Annotated in this window: 20 protein-coding genes; all 20 read left to right on the plus strand. The window is 32.5% G+C overall.

The features are described from left to right. Nucleotides 1–51: 51 nt before the first annotated feature. The 20 genes from rpsA (at nucleotide 52) to ACW5YJ_RS08615 (ending at nucleotide 21,349) form a co-directional block, all read left to right on the plus strand. Nucleotides 52–1,233, plus strand: a complete 1,182-nt coding sequence (gene rpsA / locus ACW5YJ_RS08520; RefSeq protein WP_017724518.1) for a 30S ribosomal protein S1 — start codon at nucleotides 52–54, stop codon at nucleotides 1,231–1,233. 179 nt (nucleotides 1,234–1,412) lie between these two features. Next, nucleotides 1,413–2,723 carry a ribosome biogenesis GTPase Der gene (der, locus tag ACW5YJ_RS08525; RefSeq protein ID WP_017724517.1) on the plus strand — a complete coding sequence of 437 codons (1,311 nt, stop codon included), beginning with the start codon at nucleotides 1,413–1,415 and terminating at the stop codon, nucleotides 2,721–2,723. 16 nt (nucleotides 2,724–2,739) lie between these two features. Then, entirely contained in the window at nucleotides 2,740–3,738 is a 999-nt protein-coding gene (locus ACW5YJ_RS08530) for an NAD(P)H-dependent glycerol-3-phosphate dehydrogenase (protein WP_017724516.1), read from the plus strand. A 169-nt stretch (nucleotides 3,739–3,907) separates the two neighbouring features. Then, nucleotides 3,908–4,180 carry an HU family DNA-binding protein gene (locus ACW5YJ_RS08535; protein ID WP_002483248.1) on the plus strand — a complete coding sequence of 91 codons (273 nt, stop codon included), beginning with the start codon at nucleotides 3,908–3,910 and terminating at the stop codon, nucleotides 4,178–4,180. A gap of 322 nt (nucleotides 4,181–4,502) precedes the next feature. Further along, nucleotides 4,503–5,075: a heptaprenyl pyrophosphate synthase subunit A gene (locus ACW5YJ_RS08540; RefSeq protein WP_171914406.1), complete on the plus strand. Its 573-nt coding sequence runs from the start codon at nucleotides 4,503–4,505 to the stop codon at nucleotides 5,073–5,075. A gap of 1 nt (nucleotide 5,076) precedes the next feature. After that, entirely contained in the window at nucleotides 5,077–5,778 is a 702-nt protein-coding gene (locus tag ACW5YJ_RS08545) for a demethylmenaquinone methyltransferase (RefSeq protein WP_171914404.1), read from the plus strand. Between the two features lie 25 nt (nucleotides 5,779–5,803). Beyond that, nucleotides 5,804–6,757: a polyprenyl synthetase family protein gene (locus ACW5YJ_RS08550; protein ID WP_171914403.1), complete on the plus strand. Its 954-nt coding sequence runs from the start codon at nucleotides 5,804–5,806 to the stop codon at nucleotides 6,755–6,757. 151 nt (nucleotides 6,758–6,908) lie between these two features. After that, nucleotides 6,909–7,358 carry a nucleoside-diphosphate kinase gene (gene ndk / locus ACW5YJ_RS08555; protein ID WP_017724512.1) on the plus strand — a complete coding sequence of 150 codons (450 nt, stop codon included), beginning with the start codon at nucleotides 6,909–6,911 and terminating at the stop codon, nucleotides 7,356–7,358. Nucleotides 7,359–7,812: 454 nt separating this feature from the next. Then, the gene (aroC, locus tag ACW5YJ_RS08560; RefSeq protein WP_017724511.1) at nucleotides 7,813–8,979 is read left to right on the plus strand and encodes a chorismate synthase; all 1,167 of its coding nucleotides are present in this window, start codon (nucleotides 7,813–7,815) and stop codon (nucleotides 8,977–8,979) included. Between the two features lie 38 nt (nucleotides 8,980–9,017). Further along, complete coding sequence (gene aroB, locus ACW5YJ_RS08565; protein WP_457338082.1) at nucleotides 9,018–10,085, plus strand: 3-dehydroquinate synthase; 1,068 nt, start codon at nucleotides 9,018–9,020, stop codon at nucleotides 10,083–10,085. A 9-nt stretch (nucleotides 10,086–10,094) separates the two neighbouring features. Next, entirely contained in the window at nucleotides 10,095–11,393 is a 1,299-nt protein-coding gene (gene aroA, locus ACW5YJ_RS08570; RefSeq protein ID WP_017724509.1) for a 3-phosphoshikimate 1-carboxyvinyltransferase, read from the plus strand. A 4-nt stretch (nucleotides 11,394–11,397) separates the two neighbouring features. Continuing rightward, nucleotides 11,398–12,645, plus strand: a complete 1,248-nt coding sequence (locus ACW5YJ_RS08575; RefSeq protein WP_107551358.1) for a tetratricopeptide repeat protein — start codon at nucleotides 11,398–11,400, stop codon at nucleotides 12,643–12,645. Nucleotides 12,646–12,663: 18 nt separating this feature from the next. Further along, a complete protein-coding gene (locus ACW5YJ_RS08580) occupies nucleotides 12,664–13,224 on the plus strand; it encodes a YpiB family protein (RefSeq protein ID WP_017724507.1) in 561 nt (186 codons plus the stop codon). A 4-nt stretch (nucleotides 13,225–13,228) separates the two neighbouring features. Then, a complete protein-coding gene (locus tag ACW5YJ_RS08585; RefSeq protein ID WP_017724506.1) occupies nucleotides 13,229–13,831 on the plus strand; it encodes a DUF1405 domain-containing protein in 603 nt (200 codons plus the stop codon). A 36-nt stretch (nucleotides 13,832–13,867) separates the two neighbouring features. Beyond that, a complete protein-coding gene (locus ACW5YJ_RS08590) occupies nucleotides 13,868–14,563 on the plus strand; it encodes a zinc metallopeptidase (protein WP_017724505.1) in 696 nt (231 codons plus the stop codon). A 403-nt stretch (nucleotides 14,564–14,966) separates the two neighbouring features. Then, nucleotides 14,967–15,284: a nucleotide pyrophosphohydrolase gene (locus ACW5YJ_RS08595; protein WP_017724504.1), complete on the plus strand. Its 318-nt coding sequence runs from the start codon at nucleotides 14,967–14,969 to the stop codon at nucleotides 15,282–15,284. Nucleotides 15,285–15,315: 31 nt separating this feature from the next. Further along, on the plus strand, nucleotides 15,316–16,464 hold the full coding sequence (gene bshA, locus ACW5YJ_RS08600) for an N-acetyl-alpha-D-glucosaminyl L-malate synthase BshA (protein ID WP_107551357.1): 1,149 nt from the start codon (nucleotides 15,316–15,318) through the stop codon (nucleotides 16,462–16,464). After that, a complete protein-coding gene (locus ACW5YJ_RS08605; protein ID WP_457338083.1) occupies nucleotides 16,457–17,656 on the plus strand; it encodes a CCA tRNA nucleotidyltransferase in 1,200 nt (399 codons plus the stop codon). Before bshA ends, ACW5YJ_RS08605 begins: the two co-directional genes overlap by 8 nt. Further along, a complete protein-coding gene (locus ACW5YJ_RS08610; RefSeq protein ID WP_457338084.1) occupies nucleotides 17,649–18,620 on the plus strand; it encodes a biotin--[acetyl-CoA-carboxylase] ligase in 972 nt (323 codons plus the stop codon). Before ACW5YJ_RS08605 ends, ACW5YJ_RS08610 begins: the two co-directional genes overlap by 8 nt. A 29-nt stretch (nucleotides 18,621–18,649) precedes the next feature. Then, entirely contained in the window at nucleotides 18,650–21,349 is a 2,700-nt protein-coding gene (locus ACW5YJ_RS08615) for a helicase C-terminal domain-containing protein (RefSeq protein WP_017724500.1), read from the plus strand. Nucleotides 21,350–21,366: the final 17 nt, after the last annotated feature.

Consider the following 21,366-nt stretch of genomic DNA (forward strand, 5'->3'; position numbering starts at 1 on the left):
GTCAGTTTATAAGATGTTATAATTATGTAGTGTAATAAGGAGGCAGACAAGATGACTGAAGAGTTCAACGAATCAATGATTAACGAGATTAAAGAAGGGGATAAGGTTACTGGTGAAGTTCAAGAAATTGAAGAGAAACAAGTAATCATCCATGTCAATGGCGGTAAATTTAATGGCATTATCCCTATTAGTCAACTTTCAACGCATCATATTGACAACCCAAGTGATGCAGTAAAAGTTGGTGATGAAATCGGTGCATATGTTACGAAAGTAGAATATGACGAAGAAAATGAAACGGGTGCATATATCCTTTCAAAACGCCAACTCGAAACTGAAAAATCATATGAATTTTTACAAGAACAGTTAGATAATAACCAAACTATCGAAGCTAAAGTCACAGAAGTAGTTAAAGGTGGCTTAGTTGTAGATGTTGGCCAAAGAGGATTTGTACCTGCCTCATTAATTTCTACAGATTTCATTGAAGATTTCTCTGGTTTTGAAGGACAAATTTTAAAACTTAAAGTTGAAGAATTAGATCCTGCAAATAATCGTGTCATTCTTAGTCGAAAAGCAGTAGAGGCACTAGAAAACGCAGAGAAAAAAGATAAATTACTAGAGTCACTTAACGAAGGTGACGTTATCGAAGGTAAAGTAGCGCGTTTAACTAATTTCGGTGCTTTTGTTGATATTGGAGGCGTGGACGGTCTTGTACACGTTTCGGAATTATCACACGAACATGTTAAATCACCTGAAGATATTGTAGCTATTGGAGATAGCGTGAAAGTTAAAATCAAATCAGTAGACAAAGATTCTGAACGTATTTCACTGTCTATCAAAGATACATTACCAAGTCCTTTTGAAGCAATTAAAGGTGAAATCAATGAAGGCGAAGTTATAGAAGGAACTGTTGTTAGATTGACTAACTTTGGTGCTTTCGTAGAGATTCAACCTGGCGTACAAGGATTAGTTCATATTTCAGAAATTAGTCACTCACACATCGGCACACCTGGCGAGGTATTACAACCAGGCGAAAAAGTGAGTGTTAAAGTACTAAGTGTGGACCCAGAAAACGAACGTATTTCATTATCAATAAAAGCAACATTACCAGATGAAAATGTCATTGAAAGCGATAGGGAAACTACCCAATCTTATTTAAATGATAATTCAGAGGATGAAGATAATCCAACGCTTGGTGATGTATTTGGAGATAAATTAAAAGACTTCAAATTTTAACAATGTAAGTAATAGCAACTTTAAATCTTGTCCTAGTATATGTTAGGGCAAGATTTCTTTTTTGTTATTCAAAATTTGTATGATTATTCTATAACAAAAATATTGATTTAATATTTCTTTTGATTTCATTACCCCTTATGATAGAATTATAGAGATTAAAGAAGAGAGGAAGTTAGTTTATGACTAAACCTATAGTAGCAATTGTAGGCAGGCCAAATGTAGGCAAATCTACAATTTTTAACAGAGTCGTAGGTGAACGCGTTTCAATCGTAGAAGATACACCTGGTGTGACTCGCGATAGAATTTATTCATCAGGTGAATGGTTAACTCACGATTTTAACATTATTGATACTGGTGGTATTGAAATTGGAGATGCCCCGTTCCAAACACAAATTAGAGCACAAGCTGAAGTTGCCATCGATGAAGCCGATGTAATTATCTTTATGGTAAACGTAAGAGAAGGCCTAACTCAAAGTGATGAAATGGTTGCTCAAATGTTATATAAATCAAAAAAACCGGTAGTACTAGCAGTTAACAAAGTTGATAATCCAGAAATGAGAAATGAAATTTATGATTTCTACTCACTTGGTTTCGGGGACCCGTATCCAATTTCTGGTTCCCATGGATTAGGTTTGGGAGATTTATTAGACGAAGTTGTTAAGCATTTTAAAGAGGAAGAACCAGACCCATATGACGATGATACAATACGCTTATCAATCATTGGACGTCCAAACGTTGGTAAATCAAGTTTAGTAAATGCAATACTTGGCGAAGATCGTGTAATCGTATCAAACGTAGCTGGTACTACTAGAGATGCTGTTGATACCGAATATAGCTATGATGATCAAGATTATGTGTTGATAGACACTGCTGGAATGCGTAAAAAAGGTAAAGTCTATGAAAATACAGAAAAATATTCAGTGCTACGTGCTTTAAAAGCCATTGAACGCTCTAATGTAATTTTAATCGTTATTGATGCGGATCAAGGTATCATCGAACAAGACAAGCGTGTTGCTGGCTATGCACACGAAGAAGGTAAAGCAATTGTAATTGTCGTGAATAAATGGGATACAGTAGACAAAGAAACTAATACTATGAAAAAATTTAAAGATGAAGTTCGTAAAGAATTCCAATTTTTAGATTATGCAGAGGTTGCGTTTGTTTCCGCAAAAGAGAAGCAACGTCTCAGAACATTATTCCCATATATTAAAGAAGCAAGTGAGAATCATAAAAAACGTGTTCAAAGTTCAACACTAAATGAAGTGATTACGGATGCAATTTCCATGAATCCTACACCTACAGATAAAGGTCGACGTTTAAACGTATTCTATGCTACACAAGTTGCTATTGAACCGCCGACATTTATCGTATTTGTAAATGATGTCGAGCTATTGCATTTTTCATACAAACGTTATTTAGAAAATCAAATTAGAGCTGCATTCGGCTTTGAAGGTACGCCAGTACACATTATAGCAAGGAAAAGAAATTAAATACCGGGGGGATTCCATGTCTAAAGTAACTGTCTTTGGTACGGGAAGTTTTGGTACGGCATTAGCAAATGTCTTAGCAGAAAACGGACACCAAGTTTTAATGTGGGGGAAAAATGAGCAAACAATCAATGAGATTAATTCACAACACATTAATAGCAAATACTTAAAAAAAGCACAACTTAATGACACAATAGAAGCAACATTAGATATTAATAGCGCTGTATCATTCTCAGAAGTCTATTTAATGGCGTTACCTACAAAAGCAATGAGAGAAGTAGCGAAATCAATCGATTCACTATTAACCTCTAAAAAGACCTTTATTCACGTAGCTAAAGGTATTGAAAATGAAACATATAAGCGTGTTTCTGAAATGTTGGAAGATTCAATTTCACCAGAGCATAATGCAGGTATAGGTGTACTTTCAGGACCAAGCCATGCTGAAGAAGTTGTAATTAAACAACCAACTACTGTAGCAGCTTCATCTAAAACTCCAGAAGTCAGTCAACTAACACAAGACCTTTTCATGAATGATTATTTACGTGTATATACAAATGATGACTTAGTAGGTGTTGAACTAGGTGGTGCATTAAAAAATATTATTGCAGTAGCTAGTGGTGTAATATCAGGAATGGGATTCGGTGATAATGCTAAAGCAGCGCTTATGACCAGAGGTTTAGCTGAAATTAGCCGCTTAGGTGAAAAACTAGGTGCAGACCCAATCACGTTTCTAGGCCTAGGAGGCATAGGAGACTTAATTGTAACTTGTACCTCAACCCATTCTAGAAACTATACACTTGGTTATAAATTAGGTGAAGGTAAATCATTAGACATAGCTTTAAATGAAATGAACATGGTCGTTGAAGGTATATATACAACAAAATCTGTTTATCACTTAGCTAAAGAGGTCGATGTAGATATGCCAATCACTGCCGCACTTTATAGTGTATTGTTTGAAAATAGACCGGTGGATGAAAGCGTTAAAGACTTGATGGGACGAGGAAAGAAAGCAGAATAGCGAAGTATTATTACACTTTTTAGTTAATTTATATCAATTAACTGTCAAAATCCTATTATTTCAACGTTTTTTGCGCATAAATCATTGCAGTAGCAGTAATCGTTGTGTTAAAGTCATAGCATAATGATATTAAGTTATCATTATTAACCCTAGGGGAGGTGAATTCATAATGAACAAGACAGATTTAATCAATGCTGTTGCAGAACAAGCTGACTTAACTAAAAAAGAAGCTGGCTTAGCTGTAGATGCAGTATTCGAATCAATTCAATCATCACTTTCTAAAGGTGAAAAAGTACAATTAATTGGATTCGGTAACTTCGAAGTACGCGAACGCGCTGCTCGTAAAGGCCGTAACCCTCAAACTGGTAAAGAAATTGATATCCCTGCAAGCAAAGTTCCAGCATTTAAAGCTGGTAAAGCTTTAAAAGACGCAGTAAAATAATTCTTTACTCAAAGTAAAGCCCTTTTCAAGGGGCTTTTTCTTTTTTTATAGAGAATTTTTTATAAAGCTTTAAATCATATATCTTTTAACTTTATAATTGTGATATCATTCGAAGTAGCGATTTTAAATAAATGTAGTAAAATAACTACTGAAAATTAATGAGTTTATTAAACAAATTTACATATAACTATTACTCAATTACACAAACACATGAGTATTTTTAATATATATTACATAAATATCCTTTACTTTGATTTACGTTGATTTTATTTTTCTCTATATAATGTTAATATGTATATGGATAATAACGTGAGGTGTGAACATGGAAACGACATTCAGCATATTAGAAACTCAAATTACACAGCGACTCAGCAGTGTAAATCATTATGAACCAATCTATATCAATCAAGCATTAGCAGAAATACTTGATTCTTATGAGATACCTCAAGAAGCTAAATTAGCTTGCCTCACAATAGATACTGCGATGCGTCATCTAGACGAAGTTTCAACTACGTTATCGTCTAAGAAATCTATTTTAATTGGCGACTTGTTAAGCGCTCATTTTTATACATTATTAGCAAAACTCAATGATCCAATTTATCAAAAAGAAATTAGTACAGCAATTGTTGAAGTAAATGAAATGAAATCTTCAATTCATCATGCCGCAATTGATAATAGCGACATTAGTGACTATATTTTAAAAGTTGAAAATACTTTTCCGTTTATTACAATTAAAAGATATGTCTCTGAAGTTAATATTAATTTTATCAATGACAAAATGATAGCGAGTTTAGCTGAACATCATCCTTCTTACTTAGGCGAATTTTCTAAAGAAAAACTAGATGGTTTTATAGATAAATTAAAAGCTGAAATACATTCAAAAAGAGGTAATTAACATGGCAGATAATAAAGCAAAAAAAGAACAAGTACACAATGTTTTCCAAAATATTTCTGGTAAATATGATCGACTCAACAATATCATTAGCTTTGAACAACACAAGACATGGAGAAAACGTGTTATGAAAGAAATGAACGTTAAAGCTGGAAGTAAAGCACTAGATGTATGTTGTGGTACTGCTGATTGGACTATCTCATTAAGCAAATCAGTAGGACCAACTGGCGAAGTAATTGGTGTTGATTTTAGCGAAAACATGCTTGAAGTCGGTAAAAGCAAGACCTCAGACATGCATAATTTAAAGCTTGTACATGGTGATGCAATGAATTTACCATTTGAAGACAACGAGTTTGATTACGTTACTATTGGATTTGGTTTAAGAAATGTTCCTGATTATTTAGCAACTTTAAAAGAACTAAACCGCGTTTTAAAACCTGGTGGAATGGTTGTTTGTTTAGAAACTAGCCAACCAACGACACCTGTTTTCAAACAATGCTATAAACTTTATTTTAAATTTGTAATGCCAATATTTGGTAAAATATTTGCGAAATCCAAAGACGAATACGAATGGTTACAACAATCTACATTCGATTTTCCAGATAAAGAAAAATTGAAACGTTTGTTTACACAAGCTGGTTTCAGCAACATAAAAGTCCGTAGCTTTACAGGTGGCGTTGCAGCAATGCACCTTGGCTATAAATAAAATGAATCAACCAAAGGTGATTAGCGTGGCAAAGTTAAACATGAACAGCGAAATAAAAAAAATTGAAAAGCAATTAGAGCAGTCTATAAAAAGTAATGACAAGATTCTTGAATCAGCGTCATATCATTTATTTTCATCTGGTGGCAAACGCGTTAGACCCGCCTTTGTAATCTTAAGCAGCCAATTTGGTAGAGAAAGAAACGACGAAGTCTATCGTGTTGCCGTAGCACTTGAACTTATTCATATGGCAACGCTGGTACACGATGATGTTATAGATAAAAGTGATAAACGAAGAGGTAGCTTAACTATAGCTAAAAAATGGGATCAGAATACAGCTATACTCACAGGAAACTTCTTATTAGCTCGCGGACTTGAGCACATATCTAACATCGAAGATAATCGTGTACATAACGTCATATCTAGTGCAATTGTAGAAGTTTGTATGGGGGAGTTATATCAATTCCAAGACCAATTCAATGGTAATCAAACAATCACCAACTATTTACGGAGAATTAATCGTAAAACAGCATTACTTATTCAATTATCTACTGAAGTGGGTGCAATTGCTTCGGGAGCAGACGCTAAAACAATTCGCAATTTAAAAATGATAGGCCACTATATTGGTATGAGTTTTCAAATTGTCGACGATATCTTAGATTTCACGAGCACTGAAAAAAAATTGGGTAAACCAGTTGGTAGTGATTTAATGAACGGTCACCTAACGCTTCCAGTGCTGTTAGAGATGAGAAAAAATGAAGAATTCAAAGGGATTATACAACAATTAAATGTAAATAGTAGTCAAGAAACGTTCGAATACTGTATTAATCATGTGAAGACTTCTGATGTCATACAGCAATCTCAGGCAATCAGCGACAAGTATTTGGATAAGGCACTTTACTTAATTGATCAATTAGAAAATGAAGATTCAAAACCATTATTTAAGAAACTAATTAAAAAAGTTGGAAAAAGAAATGTATAACTTGTGTGAAAACCATTGAAAGCGCTTTAATTACCTGTTAATATATTAATGTGCTTCAAAACATACTTTTATTTTGATACATATACAATTTTATATATTGTTGAAAAATTAAAGGACATTGATACATAACAAACAGGGGGATAAACACACAATGGAAAGAACATTTTTAATGATTAAACCAGATGCGGTGCAAAGAAATCTAGTAGGAGAAATTATTTCTCGTATTGAAAGAAAAGGACTAAAACTTGTAGGTGGTAAGTTTATGACTGTGCCACAAGCACTTGCTGAGGAACATTATGCAGAACATACAGATAAACCTTTCTATAAACATTTAATTAGCTTTATTACATCAGCACCAGTATTTGCAATGGTTGTTGAAGGGGAAGATGCTGTAAACGTTGCCCGTCACATCATCGGCAAAACAAATCCGTCTGAAGCGACTCCAGGCACAATTCGTGGAGACTTAGGTTTAACAGTAGGTAGAAATATCATTCATGGTTCAGATTCAGTAGAGTCAGCTAATAAAGAAATTAACCTTTGGTTTAAAGCAGAAGAATTAAGTGATTATACAGAAGCACGTGAAGCATGGTTATATGAATAATTTAAATACTTATAGAACAAAATTTGAGACTACGTTGTCTTAAACAATAAATAAACGATGATTTTTACTTTATACCTGTAAAAATCATCGTTTTTTATATTTTATAAGATTGAGTTATAATGTTCTGTTAAATAAATACAATAGACAACAAAGTTACTTGAAATTTTTAATTCCAATCTAGAGTCTTTGAAAATAAGAAATATAGTGAATTTTTATATTATTTCATAGCTTTATGTATGATGAATCATTTAAAATTATGGTATTACAATCATAAAATAGCAAAATTCAATATTAATAAAAATGTTTAAATGTTACACTGAAAAATAACATTCTAACCGTAAAAATTAAAGAAGATTTATTATTTGTGAATTTTTCTGTTAATTTGAACAATTGAATATGATAAGATATAGAACATATATCAATTTAAAGTACTAAAGAACGGAGTGGGTAAAGTATGAGATATTTAACTTCTGGTGAGTCACACGGACCACAGTTAACTGTAATTATTGAAGGTGTTCCAGCAAATTTAGAAATCAATGTTGCTGACATTAACGAAGAAATGTTTAAAAGACAAGGCGGTTACGGCCGTGGAAGACGTATGCAAATTGAAAAAGATGCTGTTGAAATCGTATCTGGCGTGAGAAATGGTTATACTCTAGGAAGTCCTATTACGCTTATAGTTACTAATGATGACTTTACTCATTGGAAAAAAATTATGGGTGCAGATCCAATCAGCGAAGAAGATCAAGATAATATGAAGCGTGTAATCACTAAACCTCGTCCAGGACACGCAGATTTAATCGGTGGCATGAAATATAACCACAGAGATTTAAGAAATGTTTTAGAACGTTCTTCAGCAAGAGAAACAGCTGCACGAGTTGCTGTTGGTGCAGTTTCTAAAATATTACTCAAACAATTAGATATTAATTTTTATAGTAGAGTAGTAGAAATCGGTGGGATTAAAGATGATATTGAATATGATATCGATACAATTAAATCAAATATTGATAAAAATGATGTGCGCGTCGTTAATGATGAAATTGCACAAGCTATGCGCGATAAAATTGATGCAGCTAAAAAAGCTGGCGATACAATTGGTGGAGTAGTTCAAACTATAATTGAAGGCGTCCCTGTTGGAATAGGTAGTTATGTACATTACGATCGCAAACTTGATGGCAGAATTGCTCAGGGTGTAGTGAGTATCAACGCTTTTAAAGGTGTAAGTTTTGGTGAAGGTTTCAAAGCTGCAGAGAAGCCAGGTAGCGAAATACAAGACGAAATATTATATGATACGACAAATGGTTATTATAGAGGTTCAAATCACTTAGGTGGTTTTGAAGGTGGAATGTCTAATGGCATGCCTATCGTAGTTAACGGTGTAATGAAACCAATCCCTACACTTTATAAACCTTTAAACTCTGTAGATATCAATACAAAAGAATCATTCAAAGCGTCAATTGAGCGCTCTGATAGCTGTGCTGTACCTGCTGCAAGTGTTGTTGTTGAAAACGTAGTGGCTTTTGAATTAGCAAAAGCATTACTTGAAGAGTTCCAATGTAATCATATTGAGCAATTACAATCGCAAATCAAGGAACGTCGCTTATTAAATATTGAATACTAATCAATAAATTAAAATTTATGAAATAATTAGGTGATTACATGAAATTAGAAACCACTTATAAATCTAATAACTATCCAATTATTATTGAACATCATGCCCTTGATCAATTACATGATTATATTAAAAATTATCAAGATATTGTTCTTGTCATTGATCAAAAAGTTGAAAACGAATGGAGTCATATCACTGAGTTCATCGCTAGTGAATATGAAGCTCATAAACTTATTGTACCTTCTGGCGAAACAACGAAGACGCTATCTTTTTACGAAGAAACGATTGAATCGTTGTTGAGTAAACAACTAACAAGAAATACTTGTTTAATTGCTATCGGAGGAGGTGCCACTGGTGACTTCACTGGGTTCCTTGCCTCTACTTTATTAAGAGGTGTCGATTTCATTCAAATACCAACTACCATCTTAGCTCATGATTCGAGTGTAGGTGGTAAGGTTGGAATTAATTCTAAACACGGTAAAAACCTTATTGGTGCTTTTTATAGACCTAAAGCAGTCATTTATGATTTGAACTTTTTAAGTACATTACCATATTCAGAAATTTTAAGTGGATACGCAGAAGTTTATAAACACGCTTTGTTAAATGATATTGAATCGGTAAATCATATCGAGGCACAGTACTCAGATGAACAAGCGCTTAAATCACTTGATGAAATTGAATATTATTTATACAAAGGTGTTCAAACAAAATTGAATATTATTGTAGCAGATGAGAAGGAATCAAACGTCCGTAAATTTCTTAACTTAGGCCATACATTTGGTCATGCAGTTGAATATAAATTTAAAATTCCACACGGACATGCTGTTATGATAGGCATCGTTTTTCAATTTATAGTTACGAATATAATGCTAAATAAATCATTTAATATTGCACATTATGTGAATTATCTAAGGGGGTTAAACTACCCGTTAGATATTGTTAATGATTTAGAATTTGAATCTTTATATAAATTAATGCTAAACGACAAAAAAAATGATGAACAAGGTGTGCAAATGGTACTCCTCAAAGATATTGGAGATCCAATTGTGAGACATGTTGATTACAAAACACTTTCTAAAGCTTTCGCAGAATTTAAATCATATTTTAATAAGTAGGTGACTGATTTGGCAAACAGTAAAACAATAAATATTAACGGACCGTTAGTCGGTGAAATCGAAGTACCTGGAGATAAATCTATGACACATAGAGCTATTATGCTCGGTTCTCTAGCCTCAGGAAAATCAACAATATATAAACCATTACTTGGTGAAGATTGTTTGCGTACTGTTGAAATATTTAAGTTATTAGGTGCTGATATTAAAGTATCTGAAGATAAAATAGAGATTGATTCACCAGGATTTAAGCATTTTAAAACACCTCATCAAGTTTTATATACAGGTAATTCAGGCACGACCACACGTTTAGTGGCTGGTTTATTAAGTGGTCTAGGTATAGAAACTGTTCTTTCTGGTGATGAATCAATAGGCAAACGACCAATGGACAGAATTATGAAACCTTTAAAATTAATGCAAGCCAATATTACAGGCATCGATAATAACTATACACCTTTAATTATCAAACCTGCTAAAATCAAAGGTATTGCATACGAAATGGAAGTTGCCAGTGCACAAGTTAAAAGCGCAATACTATTCGCAAGTCTATTCGCTGAAGAACCAACGACAATTAAGGAATTTGATACTTCTAGAAACCATACCGAAACGATGTTTCAACAATATCACATCCCTGTTTCTACAAAAGACAAATTGATAGATATGCCTGCCCGTGGCATTGACCATATCAGACCTGTAGATTTTCACGTTCCAGGCGATATATCTTCAGCTGCGTATTTTATTGTAGCTGGCTTGATAACACCTGGAAGTGATATTACAATACACAATGTTGGCATTAACCCAACTCGTTCAGGTATTATTGATATCGTGACACAAATGGAAGGGAATATTACTTTATTCAATCAAACTGATGGACCAGAACCAACTGCATCCATACGAGTGCAATACTCTCCAGACATGAAGCCTGTTCATATTGATGGTGACTTAGTGCCTAGAGCAATCGATGAAATTCCTATCGTTGCTTTGCTTTGCACACAAGCTAATGGTACAAGCGTGGTTAAAGAAGCTGAAGAATTAAAAGTAAAAGAAACTAATAGAATTGATACAACCGCTAATATGTTAAATTTACTTGGTTTTATGTTACAACCAACTAATGATGGTATGATTATTCATCCATCAGCTTTAGAACAAACTGCAACTGTAGATAGCTTTACAGACCATCGTATAGGTATGATGTTAGCAGTTGCCTCACTTTTAACTAATGAAGCAATTACCATTAATCAATTTGACGCAGTTAATGTTTCTTTCCCAGGATTCTTACCAAAGTTAAAACAATTAGAAAAAGAGGGATAAAAGTATGGAAGATATCTATAAATTAATAGATGATATCAACTTACAAAAATTAGAGAACCTAGACACACGTGTTAATGATGCATTAAGTTCCCCTAAGGACGATGCTTTATTTATTCTAGGTGAAACATTATATAATTATGGATTGATGCCACAAGGTTTAGAAGTATTCCGTACGCTTTACCATAAATATCCTGATGAAAGTGAATTATTAATATACTTTATTGAAGGATTAATGGCTGAAAACCACACTGATGAAGCGTTAGAATATTTAAGTGAAGTTGAAATATCAACAGAACGGTTAATGTTAGAGGCAGATTTATATCAACAATTAAATATGCTTGAAGTTGCAATTAGTAAACTTGATGAAGCGATTGATATTGAGCCAAATGATCCAATCATACATTACGCACTTGCTGAGATATTATACTTTGATGGTCAATATTTACGAGCAACTTCAGAATATGAAACCGTGCTTGAAACGGGAGAATATGAAGTAAACGGTGTAAATCTATTTTCACGTTTAGCTGATTGTAGCTTGCAAAGCGGTAACTACAGTGATGCAATTAAAATGTTTGATGAAATCAATGAAGATGAAATGGATTCAGAAGATTATTTCAAAAAAGCCATCGCTTATGAAAAAAATGATCTATCACAAGAAGCTATTAAATTAGTTCAAACGCTATTATCTAAAGACCCTGACTTTCTACAAGCATATTTCTATTTACAACAGTTATATGAAAACGAACATAATCACGCCGACGCAATCGAAATCGGTAAAGAAGGATTAAGATTAACGCAATTCTATAAAGAATTGATGGTATCCACTGGTAGCATCCAAATAGAACACGGAGACGCTAATGAAGGCGTTCAATTATTAATTCAAGCACTTGAAGTTGATAACGCGTACCAAGAACCATTATTGATATTAAGTGATCTATATAGACAAGAAGAAGATTATGAGTCACTTATTGGATTATTGAAATATGTAGATGAAGAAGACTTAGATCCAGTATTTATGTGGCACCTCGCTTATGCATTGGGACAAGAAGAACGCGATAAAGAAGCACAGCATTTCTTTGAATTAGCATACGACACATTACAAACACAATCTGCATTTTTAAGTGACTATTATTTTTATGTAATAGAAATTGGTCAAATTGAATTAGCGAAAAAGCTATTAGACCAATTAGTTGAATTAGAACCATCTAATGAGACATGGCATGATGAAGCGGAAAGACTGACGTCTTTCTAGTATAGGAAGGTGAGTTAAATGTTTGATACCCTACAACAATCAAAAGCAACTTTCATAGAGTATTTACTCTTTCAATATGAATTCAAGTCTAGGATTAGTGTATGGGTATTGAACTTACTCAAATCTTCGCCAGAATTACTACAAAACGTACATTTCGTAGATGAACGTATCGACAATCATAATACGCTTGAAATTTCTATGTTACACACTGAGCAATATGGTATTAAATTTAATTATAAAGACCAACAAATGATTAATAGTAATGAGATTTTCGAGCACATCGCTCTCAATCAATTATCTTTTGATATTAAGCTGAATTTTAATGTTGAACAAGATAGGGAAGCGAGATTAGATGACTTACTCATTAAACAATTATTACATTCACCATATTATGCGTTATATATTCAAGACATCTATCGAATTCCGCTTTCAAAACAAAATGAATCTTCTATCATCACACATTTGCAAGATAATATTGATTTAAGCTTACAATTACATGATAGCGATTTGTTTTATCAATTATCACAAATCCTTAATACTTTTAAATTAAGAAATGTAAATATAACAACGAAGGATTGACAGTATGAATATAAAATCACTTTGGGAATTAATGTTGTATCACAAAGGCATACTTTACTTTTTACTTTTGTGTAATTTGTTAGGTACAATCTATGGTTACATATGGTACGGTGAGCAATTAAGTATGACTGAAACTCAATTTAAAATATTTGTACCAGATAGTCCAACCGCTTCACTGTTTTTATGTTTCGTAATTATTACATTCATATTAGGTAAGAATATCCCAGTATTTGAAGCCCTTGCTTTCGTCTCACTTATTAAATACGGAGTTTGGGCAGTTATAATGAATATAATCATGTTTATTCAATATGACACGGTTACAATCACAGGATGTATGCTCATACTCTCACATGGCATTATGGCGATCGAAGCATTTATATTTTATCCGAGATTCAAAATTTCAATTATTGGTTTTGTAATTGCTATGATATGGGTGTTTCATAATGACATTATAGATTATGTATTTATGCAATATCCTTATTATGATTTTATTGCAAGTCATTTAGAAGGTGTTGCCTACCTCGCATTTTGGTTAAGCGTAATTCCATTAATACTTTATTTATATTTAACTCGATTTAAAAAAGATAAAATATTTGACCACCATTGATGTTCACAGTAAAATGTTTATAAAGGAGTGAGGTTTTTGTCTTTTATCTATATGATTATATACTTTGTTATTTTAATGGTGTTGCCTCTATGGGCACAGCATAAAGTTAAATCTAATTACGAAAAATATTCACAAGTTAGATCAACAAGTGGAAAGACTGGTCAAGAAGTTGCTTTAGAAATTTTACATGCAAATGGTATCTATGATGTTGACGTGGTTGAAGGTAAAGGTTTCTTAACTGACCACTACGATCCGAGAAAAAAGGTGCTTGTACTATCACCAGCCAACTTTAGTAGACCTTCTGTTGCTGGTACAGCTATTGCTGCTCACGAAGTTGGCCATGCAATTCAACATGCGCAAGGTTATTTCTTCCTAAGATTTAGAACATCGTTAGTACCACTGGCTAACCTTGGTAGCTCAATTGGTTATTTAGCCGTTTTTGCAGGTATTATTTTAACGAGTTTACAAAGTACTTTAGGTTCAACTGCGCTATGGATTGGAATTGCATTTATGTCATTTGCTGTCCTTTTCTCTATCGTTACACTGCCGGTTGAATTCAATGCAAGTAGTAGAGCTATGAAGCAAATTCAAAGCTTAAACATTGTTAACGAAAAGGAATATCGTCATGCTAAAAAAGTATTGACAGCTGCAGCAATGACTTATGTTGCATCAACTGCAGTAGCTTTAGCGGAACTTGCAAGATTTATCCTTATCGCTAGATCTAGTGAATAATAATATAAATTGAAGTGATGCAGAAGCCTTATTTTGAAATAGGTTTTCGTTACTTCAGCTTAGATGACTAACATTTAAACAGCTTATTATAAGGCTCAATTTTACGTTAGATTATAATTACTAAACTAATATTTTGAGGTTGGGACATTCGAAAAATGTCTTAGCCTCCTTTTTTATGCTTAATTTAATAGATTGTTTTTATTAATTCAGATCCAATATGTTATAGCATTTTTAATATCGCATAAAATATCACAAAATGTTTATGAAATTACAAAAATCATACTAGACAATCAATTAGTTTAAATATGTATGACATAAGCCTTAACTGTTGCAGGAATAATGCATGAAACATAAAATTAGTCTATACTATATAAGAAACCTAAAGGAATGTGAGGCGTTTAAAATGAAATCTATGAAAGATATGCAAACAGAAGTTGATGACTACATTGGTCAATTCAAAACTGGATACTTTTCTCCTTTGGCAAACCTTGCACGTCTAACTGAAGAAGTAGGTGAATTGTCGAGAGAAATTAACCATTATTATGGTGAGAAAAAGAAAAAATCGTCAGAAGCCGAAAATACAATTAAAGCAGAACTCGGTGACAATTTATTCGTATTAATGTGTATTGCGAATTCTTTAGATATAGATTTAACTGAAAGTTTTGATGAAACAATGGAAAAATTTAATACTCGAGATAAAAATAGATTTGAACGTAAATAATATAATCAAATAAGAAAGGATGTCCCGCCTTATGAAAATAGGCATCACTTGTTATCCATCTATGGGTGGTTCAGGCATTATAGCTACAGAGTTAGGCATAAAACTTGCTGAACGTGGACATGATATTCATTTCATCACTTCTAATATTCCTTTTAGAATACGTAAACCATTACCAAATATTACATTTCACCAAGTAGAAGTGAATCAATATGCAGTTTTTCAATACCCACCCTATGACATTACATTAAGTACAAAAATAGCAGAAGTTATTAATGAATATGATTTAGATTTATTACATATGCATTATGCTGTTCCTCACGCAGTATGTGGTATTTTAGCAAAACATATGTCTAATAAAGATATAAAAATTATGACTACACTTCATGGTACAGATATCACCGTTTTAGGTTATGATCATTCATTAAAAAATGCTATTAAATTTGGTATAGAAGGTAGTGATATCGTTACAAGCGTGAGTCAATCACTTGCAGAGCAAACATACGATATCATTGAAACAGATAAACGTATTGTGCCTATATATAATTTCGTTAGAGAGAAAGAATTTCCTGTTAAACCAGATCAAGCCACTCAGGACGATGAACGTTTGAAAACTTGTTACGGTATAAAACCGGGTGAAAAGGTATTAATACATGTATCTAACTTTAGAGCAGTTAAACGAATTGATACAATAATAGATACCTTTGCAAAAGTTCATCAAGCGATACCTTCAAAGTTAATATTATTAGGTGATGGTCCAGAATTGATGGATATGAAGCAGAAAGCACGTGATTTAGGCATTGAAGATGCAGTTTTATTTTTAGGTAAACAAAATTGGGTAAGCGAGTTCTATCAAATATCAGACTTGGTATTACTTTTAAGCGAAAAGGAAAGTTTCGGGCTGACTTTATTAGAAGCGATGAAATCTGGCGTCGTACCTATTGGTTCTACAGCAGGAGGTATAAAGGAAGTCATTAAACACGATGAAACTGGCTTTATAGTAGATGTAGGAGATAGTAAACTAGCGAGTGAATATGCAATTAAATTATTAACTGATACAAAACTTTATAAAAACATCCAAGAAAATATGTTACAAGATGTATCGGCTCGTTTCTCCTCTGATTTAATTGCTGATCAATATGAATATTACTACAAAAAAATGTTAGAGGGTAACAATGACTAATAATTTATTTGAAAAAGCTAAACCTATTTTAGAAAGACTACAATCACACGACTTTCAAGCTTACTTTGTAGGTGGTTCTGTTAGAGACTATATCATGAATAAGTCAATTCACGACATTGATATCACAACAAGTGCCACTCCGGACGAAATCGAGTCGGTATTTGAAAAAACCATCCCAATAGGCAGGGAACATGGCACTATTAATGTTGTTTACCAAGGCGAACAATATGAAGTGACAACTTTTCGCGCTGAAGGTGAATACATCGATCACCGTCGACCTAATGAAGTTTATTTTGTAAGAAATCTATTTGAAGATGTGAGACGCAGAGATTTCACAATGAATGCGATTGCTATGGACATGCAATATCAGATCCATGATTATTTTAATGGGCAACAAGACATTGTTGATAAAATAATCAGAACAGTGGGTAATCCGTCAGAGCGCTTTAATGAAGATGCATTACGTATCATTAGAGGGTTACGCTTTCAGTCTCAATTAGATTTTGAATTAGATCCTGATACCTTTAAAGCTATGGAGCAACTTATTTCAGATATTAGTCATTTATCAATTGAACGAATTGTTGTTGAGCTTAAGAAGTTAATGCTTGGCATCGCAATTAAGCAAACTTTTAATAATCTAAAGCAATTTAAAGCATTTTCTTATATGCCTTTCTTTAAATATTTTGATTTATCGGAAGTTATCATAGAACAACCGATGCCTCTTACAGTATTTATTGCATTATTAAAAGTCCAACAACCTGACATAACTTCAAATATTTCAGATTTAAAAATGAGTAACCAAGAGAAAAAATATATAAATAAAATCATTCAGATAATAGAAACTATTCCTAAAGTACAAACAAAAAGGCAACTTAAATTATTTGTTTATGATTATGGTAAAGAAGATATATTAGAAGTATTGAGTTATGCAGATACTTTTAAAGAGAATCAAATAGTAACAAACTCTCCATTTATCATAAATAACAGAGCAATTATAGAAATGGCACGAGTATTGCCAATACACTCGAGAAAAGAAATGGATATCAACGGCAAAGATATTTTAACATTAGTTGATAAACCCAGTGGACCATGGCTCAAATCAACATTACGAGAAATTGAGTGTGCTATTATAACAGGTGAAGTGAACAACATTAAACCTGAACTAATAAAGTGGGTGAAAACACATGTCTAAATATAGTAAAGATGTGATACACATGTTGTATCAATATCAACCTGAATATATTTCAGGTCAATTTATTGCTGAACACTTATCTATTTCCAGAACTGCAGTTAAAAAAGTTATAGATCAACTAAAATTAGAAGGTTGTCAAATTGAATCAATAAATCATAAAGGTCATCGGTTAATACAACTTCCTGATAAATGGTATAGTGGAATTGTCATACCTAGTATAAAAACACAGCAACTATTTAAGCATATTGAAGTGTTCGAAAATATAGATTCCACACAGTTACTAGCAAAACAAAAATTAGTAGGTAATACTGATACTTTTTTAATACTTAGTGACGAACAGACAAAAGGCAAAGGTCGCTTCAATCGACCATGGTTATCTACACGGGGGAAAGGTTTGTGGATGTCGGTTGTATTACGCCCTAATGTCCCGTTCGATATGATTACAAAATTCAATTTATTTATGGCATTAGGGATTCGTGATGCTATACAAGCTTTCAGCAAAACTCCAGTTTCTGTTAAATGGCCAAATGATATTTATATTAATAGTAAAAAAGTATGTGGTTTTTTAACAGAAATGGTGGCGAACAGTGATGGTATAGAAGCGGTTATTTGTGGTATTGGTATTAATATGAACCAAACACAAACAGATTTCGACGGTGAACTTTCACAAAAAGCAACAAGTATGCGTATACAAGGAAATGAAAAAGTAAATCGCTACGAATTTTTAAAATTACTTATACAACAAATAGAATATCGTTACGCACAATTTTTAAAAGAACCATTTTCCACAATTCGTCAAGAATATATAGAGGTCTCAAATATTTGGAACAAGCGATTAAAATTTACTGAAAACGGTAATCAGTTCCAAGGCGAAGCAATAGACATTGACAAAAACGGCTATTTAATTGTTAATGATGAAGATAATCAAAAACATCAATTAATGAGTGCAGATATCGAAATATAAACAAAACAACGATGAAAGGAGGAATCCAAATGACAAAACCGTGTTATGCTGTTGTCGACTTAGAAACAACAGGTAATCAATTAGATTATGATGAAATTATTCAAATAGGTATTACATTTGTTCGCGAAAACAAAATTATTGGCACATATCATTCAATGATAAAAACAGATTTAGAAATTCCTCCTTTTATTCAAGCTCTAACGTCGATAGAAGAAGACATGTTAAATCAAGCGCCATATTTTCATGAAGTTGCCGAAGATATATACAAGCAAATAAAAGATTGTATATTTGTCGCGCACAATGTCGCTTTTGATTTGAATTTCATAAAGAAATCATTTAAAAATTGCAATATTAAATATCGTCCAAAAAAAGTTATGGATACCTTAGAATTGTTTAAAGTTGCGTTTCCAACAGATAAAAGCTATCAATTAAGTGAATTAGCAGAGACTCACGGCATCGTTTTAACAAATGCGCACAGGGCAGATGAAGATGCTGCAACAACAGCAAAATTAATGATTATGGCTTTTGCTAAATTCGAATCGCTACCGTTAGATACACTTAAACAACTATACTATCTCAGCAAAAACTTAAAATATGATTTACAGGATATTTTATTCGAAATGGTGCGTAATCATAGTGTACAGCCACTAGACAATCAATATGAGCAATTTGAACAAATTATATATAAAAAACAAATCGACTTTAAAGCACCGACTGTTAATTTTAACGGAACATTAAAAGAACTATACACACACGTAACAAAAGAACTAGGGTTAACATACCGACCACAACAGTTATATCTGTCTGAAATTATATTAGAACAACTCATGCACAGTGAAAAGGCAATGATTGAGGCACCTTTAGGAAGCGGGAAATCCTTTGCTTATTTGCTAGCTTCGCTTATGTATAATATTGAAACTGGCAAGCATGTAATGATTTCTACTAATACGAAGTTATTACAAAATCAGTTATTAGAAAAAGATATTCCAGCATTAAAACGTGCATTAGATTTCAAGATTAACGCAACTTTAATTAAAAGTAAGAGAGATTATATTTCATTAGGGTTAATTAGCCAAATATTAAAAGAAGATTCTAGCAACTACGAAGTTAGTATTCTAAAAATGCAATTGCTTATATGGATAACAGAAACAGCTACAGGTGACATACAAGAATTAGATTTAAAAGGCGGACAGAAGATGTATTTCGAACAAAAACTAGAAACATATGTACCTGTTCGTAATGACATCAATTATTTCAATTTCATTAAGCGAAACGCACAAAATATACAAATAGGCATCACAAATCATGCACATTTAATACATGCAACACACGATAATTCAATTTATCAATTATTTGATGACTGTATTATAGATGAGGCTCACAGATTACCAGATTATGCTTTGAATCAAGTTACAAACGAACTTAGTTATTCAGATATTAAATACCAACTAGGCTTAATAGGTAAGACAGAAAATGAAAAACTACTTAAATCTATTGATAATCTAGAACAGCAAAGAATATTAGAAAAGTTAGATATACCACCAATAGATGTATTTGGTTTGAAAACTACAGTTAACGAAATTCACGATTTGAACGAAAAATTATTCTCAACGATGTATGAAATCATTCGCGCTTCAGAAATCCAAGATGACGAAGTTCATAAATTGCATTTCGTGTATCATTTTGATGTCACGCCAATTTTAAATGATTTACATGCTATTATTCACAAGTTAAATATGACGTTGGAGTTTTTCAATGGAATGAGTCATAAATCAATTAAATCTGTACGCAAGCAATTTTTATATATTAATGATCGTTTTAAAGAAATAGAACAAAGTCTCAAAAACAATCATACAAGTTATCTTTCAATCAAAAACTTAAATCAAAAATCAACGATTAAATTAAATGTGAAAGATTATGGTGTGAAAGAAATACTAACAAAACAAGTGTTAGATAAATTCAATTCCCTTACTTTCATATCAGGTACGTTAACTTTCAACCATACATTTGATAATTTCAGACATTGGTTCAACAAAGATATAGACTTTAATACTTATGAAATAGACTCTACAGTGATGTCTCCAAATCAAACTACAGTATTCATACCAAATGACGTAACTTCTTATAATTATAAAAATATTAATGATTATGTAAGTTCAATCGTCAATTATGTGATTGAATATGTGAATATTGTTGAATCTAAATGTTTGATACTATTCACAAGTTATAAAATGATGCACATGGTACAAGAACTATTAAATGAGTTACCCGAATTTGAAGATTATGTCGTATTAACACAACAACAAAATCAAAATTATAAAATAGTTCAGCAATTTAATAGTTTTAATAAAGCGATATTACTTGGTACGGGAACCTTTTTCGAAGGGTTTGATTTTGAATCAAACGGAATTAAATGTGTCATGATTGCTAAATTACCATTTATGAATCAAAATAATACTAAATATTGGCTTATGGAATCAGAGTTTACTTCAACTTTTAAAGAATACGTTTTACCAGATGCTGTAACACGTTTTAGACAAGGTCTTGGTAGATTGATACGTAGTGAAAACGACAAAGGAATTATTGTATCTTTTGATGATCGTTTAATCAGAAGTAACTACAAACAATTTTTCGAGCAATCTTTAGAAAGTTATCGCCAAAACAAAGGAGATATTAAACAATTTTCTAGCATCCTTAAAAAATTAAAAAAAGATGAGAATAACTCATAAACATAGCGTTCACAACT

This window comes from Staphylococcus sp. mip270_02, assembly GCF_054031535.1.

Bases quoted from the DNA above. Each gene is read 5' to 3' on its own strand.
- rpsA (WP_017724518.1), top strand. From the start codon at position 52: ATGACTGAAGAGTTCAACGAATCAATGATTAACGAGATTAAAGAAGGG.
- der (WP_017724517.1), top strand. From the start codon at position 1,413: ATGACTAAACCTATAGTAGCAATTGTAGGCAGGCCAAATGTAGGCAAA.
- ACW5YJ_RS08530 (WP_017724516.1), top strand. From the start codon at position 2,740: ATGTCTAAAGTAACTGTCTTTGGTACGGGAAGTTTTGGTACGGCATTA.
- ACW5YJ_RS08535 (WP_002483248.1), top strand. From the start codon at position 3,908: ATGAACAAGACAGATTTAATCAATGCTGTTGCAGAACAAGCTGACTTA.
- ACW5YJ_RS08540 (WP_171914406.1), top strand. From the start codon at position 4,503: ATGGAAACGACATTCAGCATATTAGAAACTCAAATTACACAGCGACTC.
- ACW5YJ_RS08545 (WP_171914404.1), top strand. From the start codon at position 5,077: ATGGCAGATAATAAAGCAAAAAAAGAACAAGTACACAATGTTTTCCAA.
- ndk (WP_017724512.1), top strand. From the start codon at position 6,909: ATGGAAAGAACATTTTTAATGATTAAACCAGATGCGGTGCAAAGAAAT.
- aroC (WP_017724511.1), top strand. From the start codon at position 7,813: ATGAGATATTTAACTTCTGGTGAGTCACACGGACCACAGTTAACTGTA.
- aroB (WP_457338082.1), top strand. From the start codon at position 9,018: ATGAAATTAGAAACCACTTATAAATCTAATAACTATCCAATTATTATT.
- ACW5YJ_RS08575 (WP_107551358.1), top strand. From the start codon at position 11,398: ATGGAAGATATCTATAAATTAATAGATGATATCAACTTACAAAAATTA.
- ACW5YJ_RS08580 (WP_017724507.1), top strand. From the start codon at position 12,664: ATGTTTGATACCCTACAACAATCAAAAGCAACTTTCATAGAGTATTTA.
- ACW5YJ_RS08585 (WP_017724506.1), top strand. From the start codon at position 13,229: ATGAATATAAAATCACTTTGGGAATTAATGTTGTATCACAAAGGCATA.
- ACW5YJ_RS08595 (WP_017724504.1), top strand. From the start codon at position 14,967: ATGAAATCTATGAAAGATATGCAAACAGAAGTTGATGACTACATTGGT.
- bshA (WP_107551357.1), top strand. From the start codon at position 15,316: ATGAAAATAGGCATCACTTGTTATCCATCTATGGGTGGTTCAGGCATT.
- ACW5YJ_RS08605 (WP_457338083.1), top strand. From the start codon at position 16,457: ATGACTAATAATTTATTTGAAAAAGCTAAACCTATTTTAGAAAGACTA.
- ACW5YJ_RS08610 (WP_457338084.1), top strand. From the start codon at position 17,649: ATGTCTAAATATAGTAAAGATGTGATACACATGTTGTATCAATATCAA.
- ACW5YJ_RS08615 (WP_017724500.1), top strand. From the start codon at position 18,650: ATGACAAAACCGTGTTATGCTGTTGTCGACTTAGAAACAACAGGTAAT.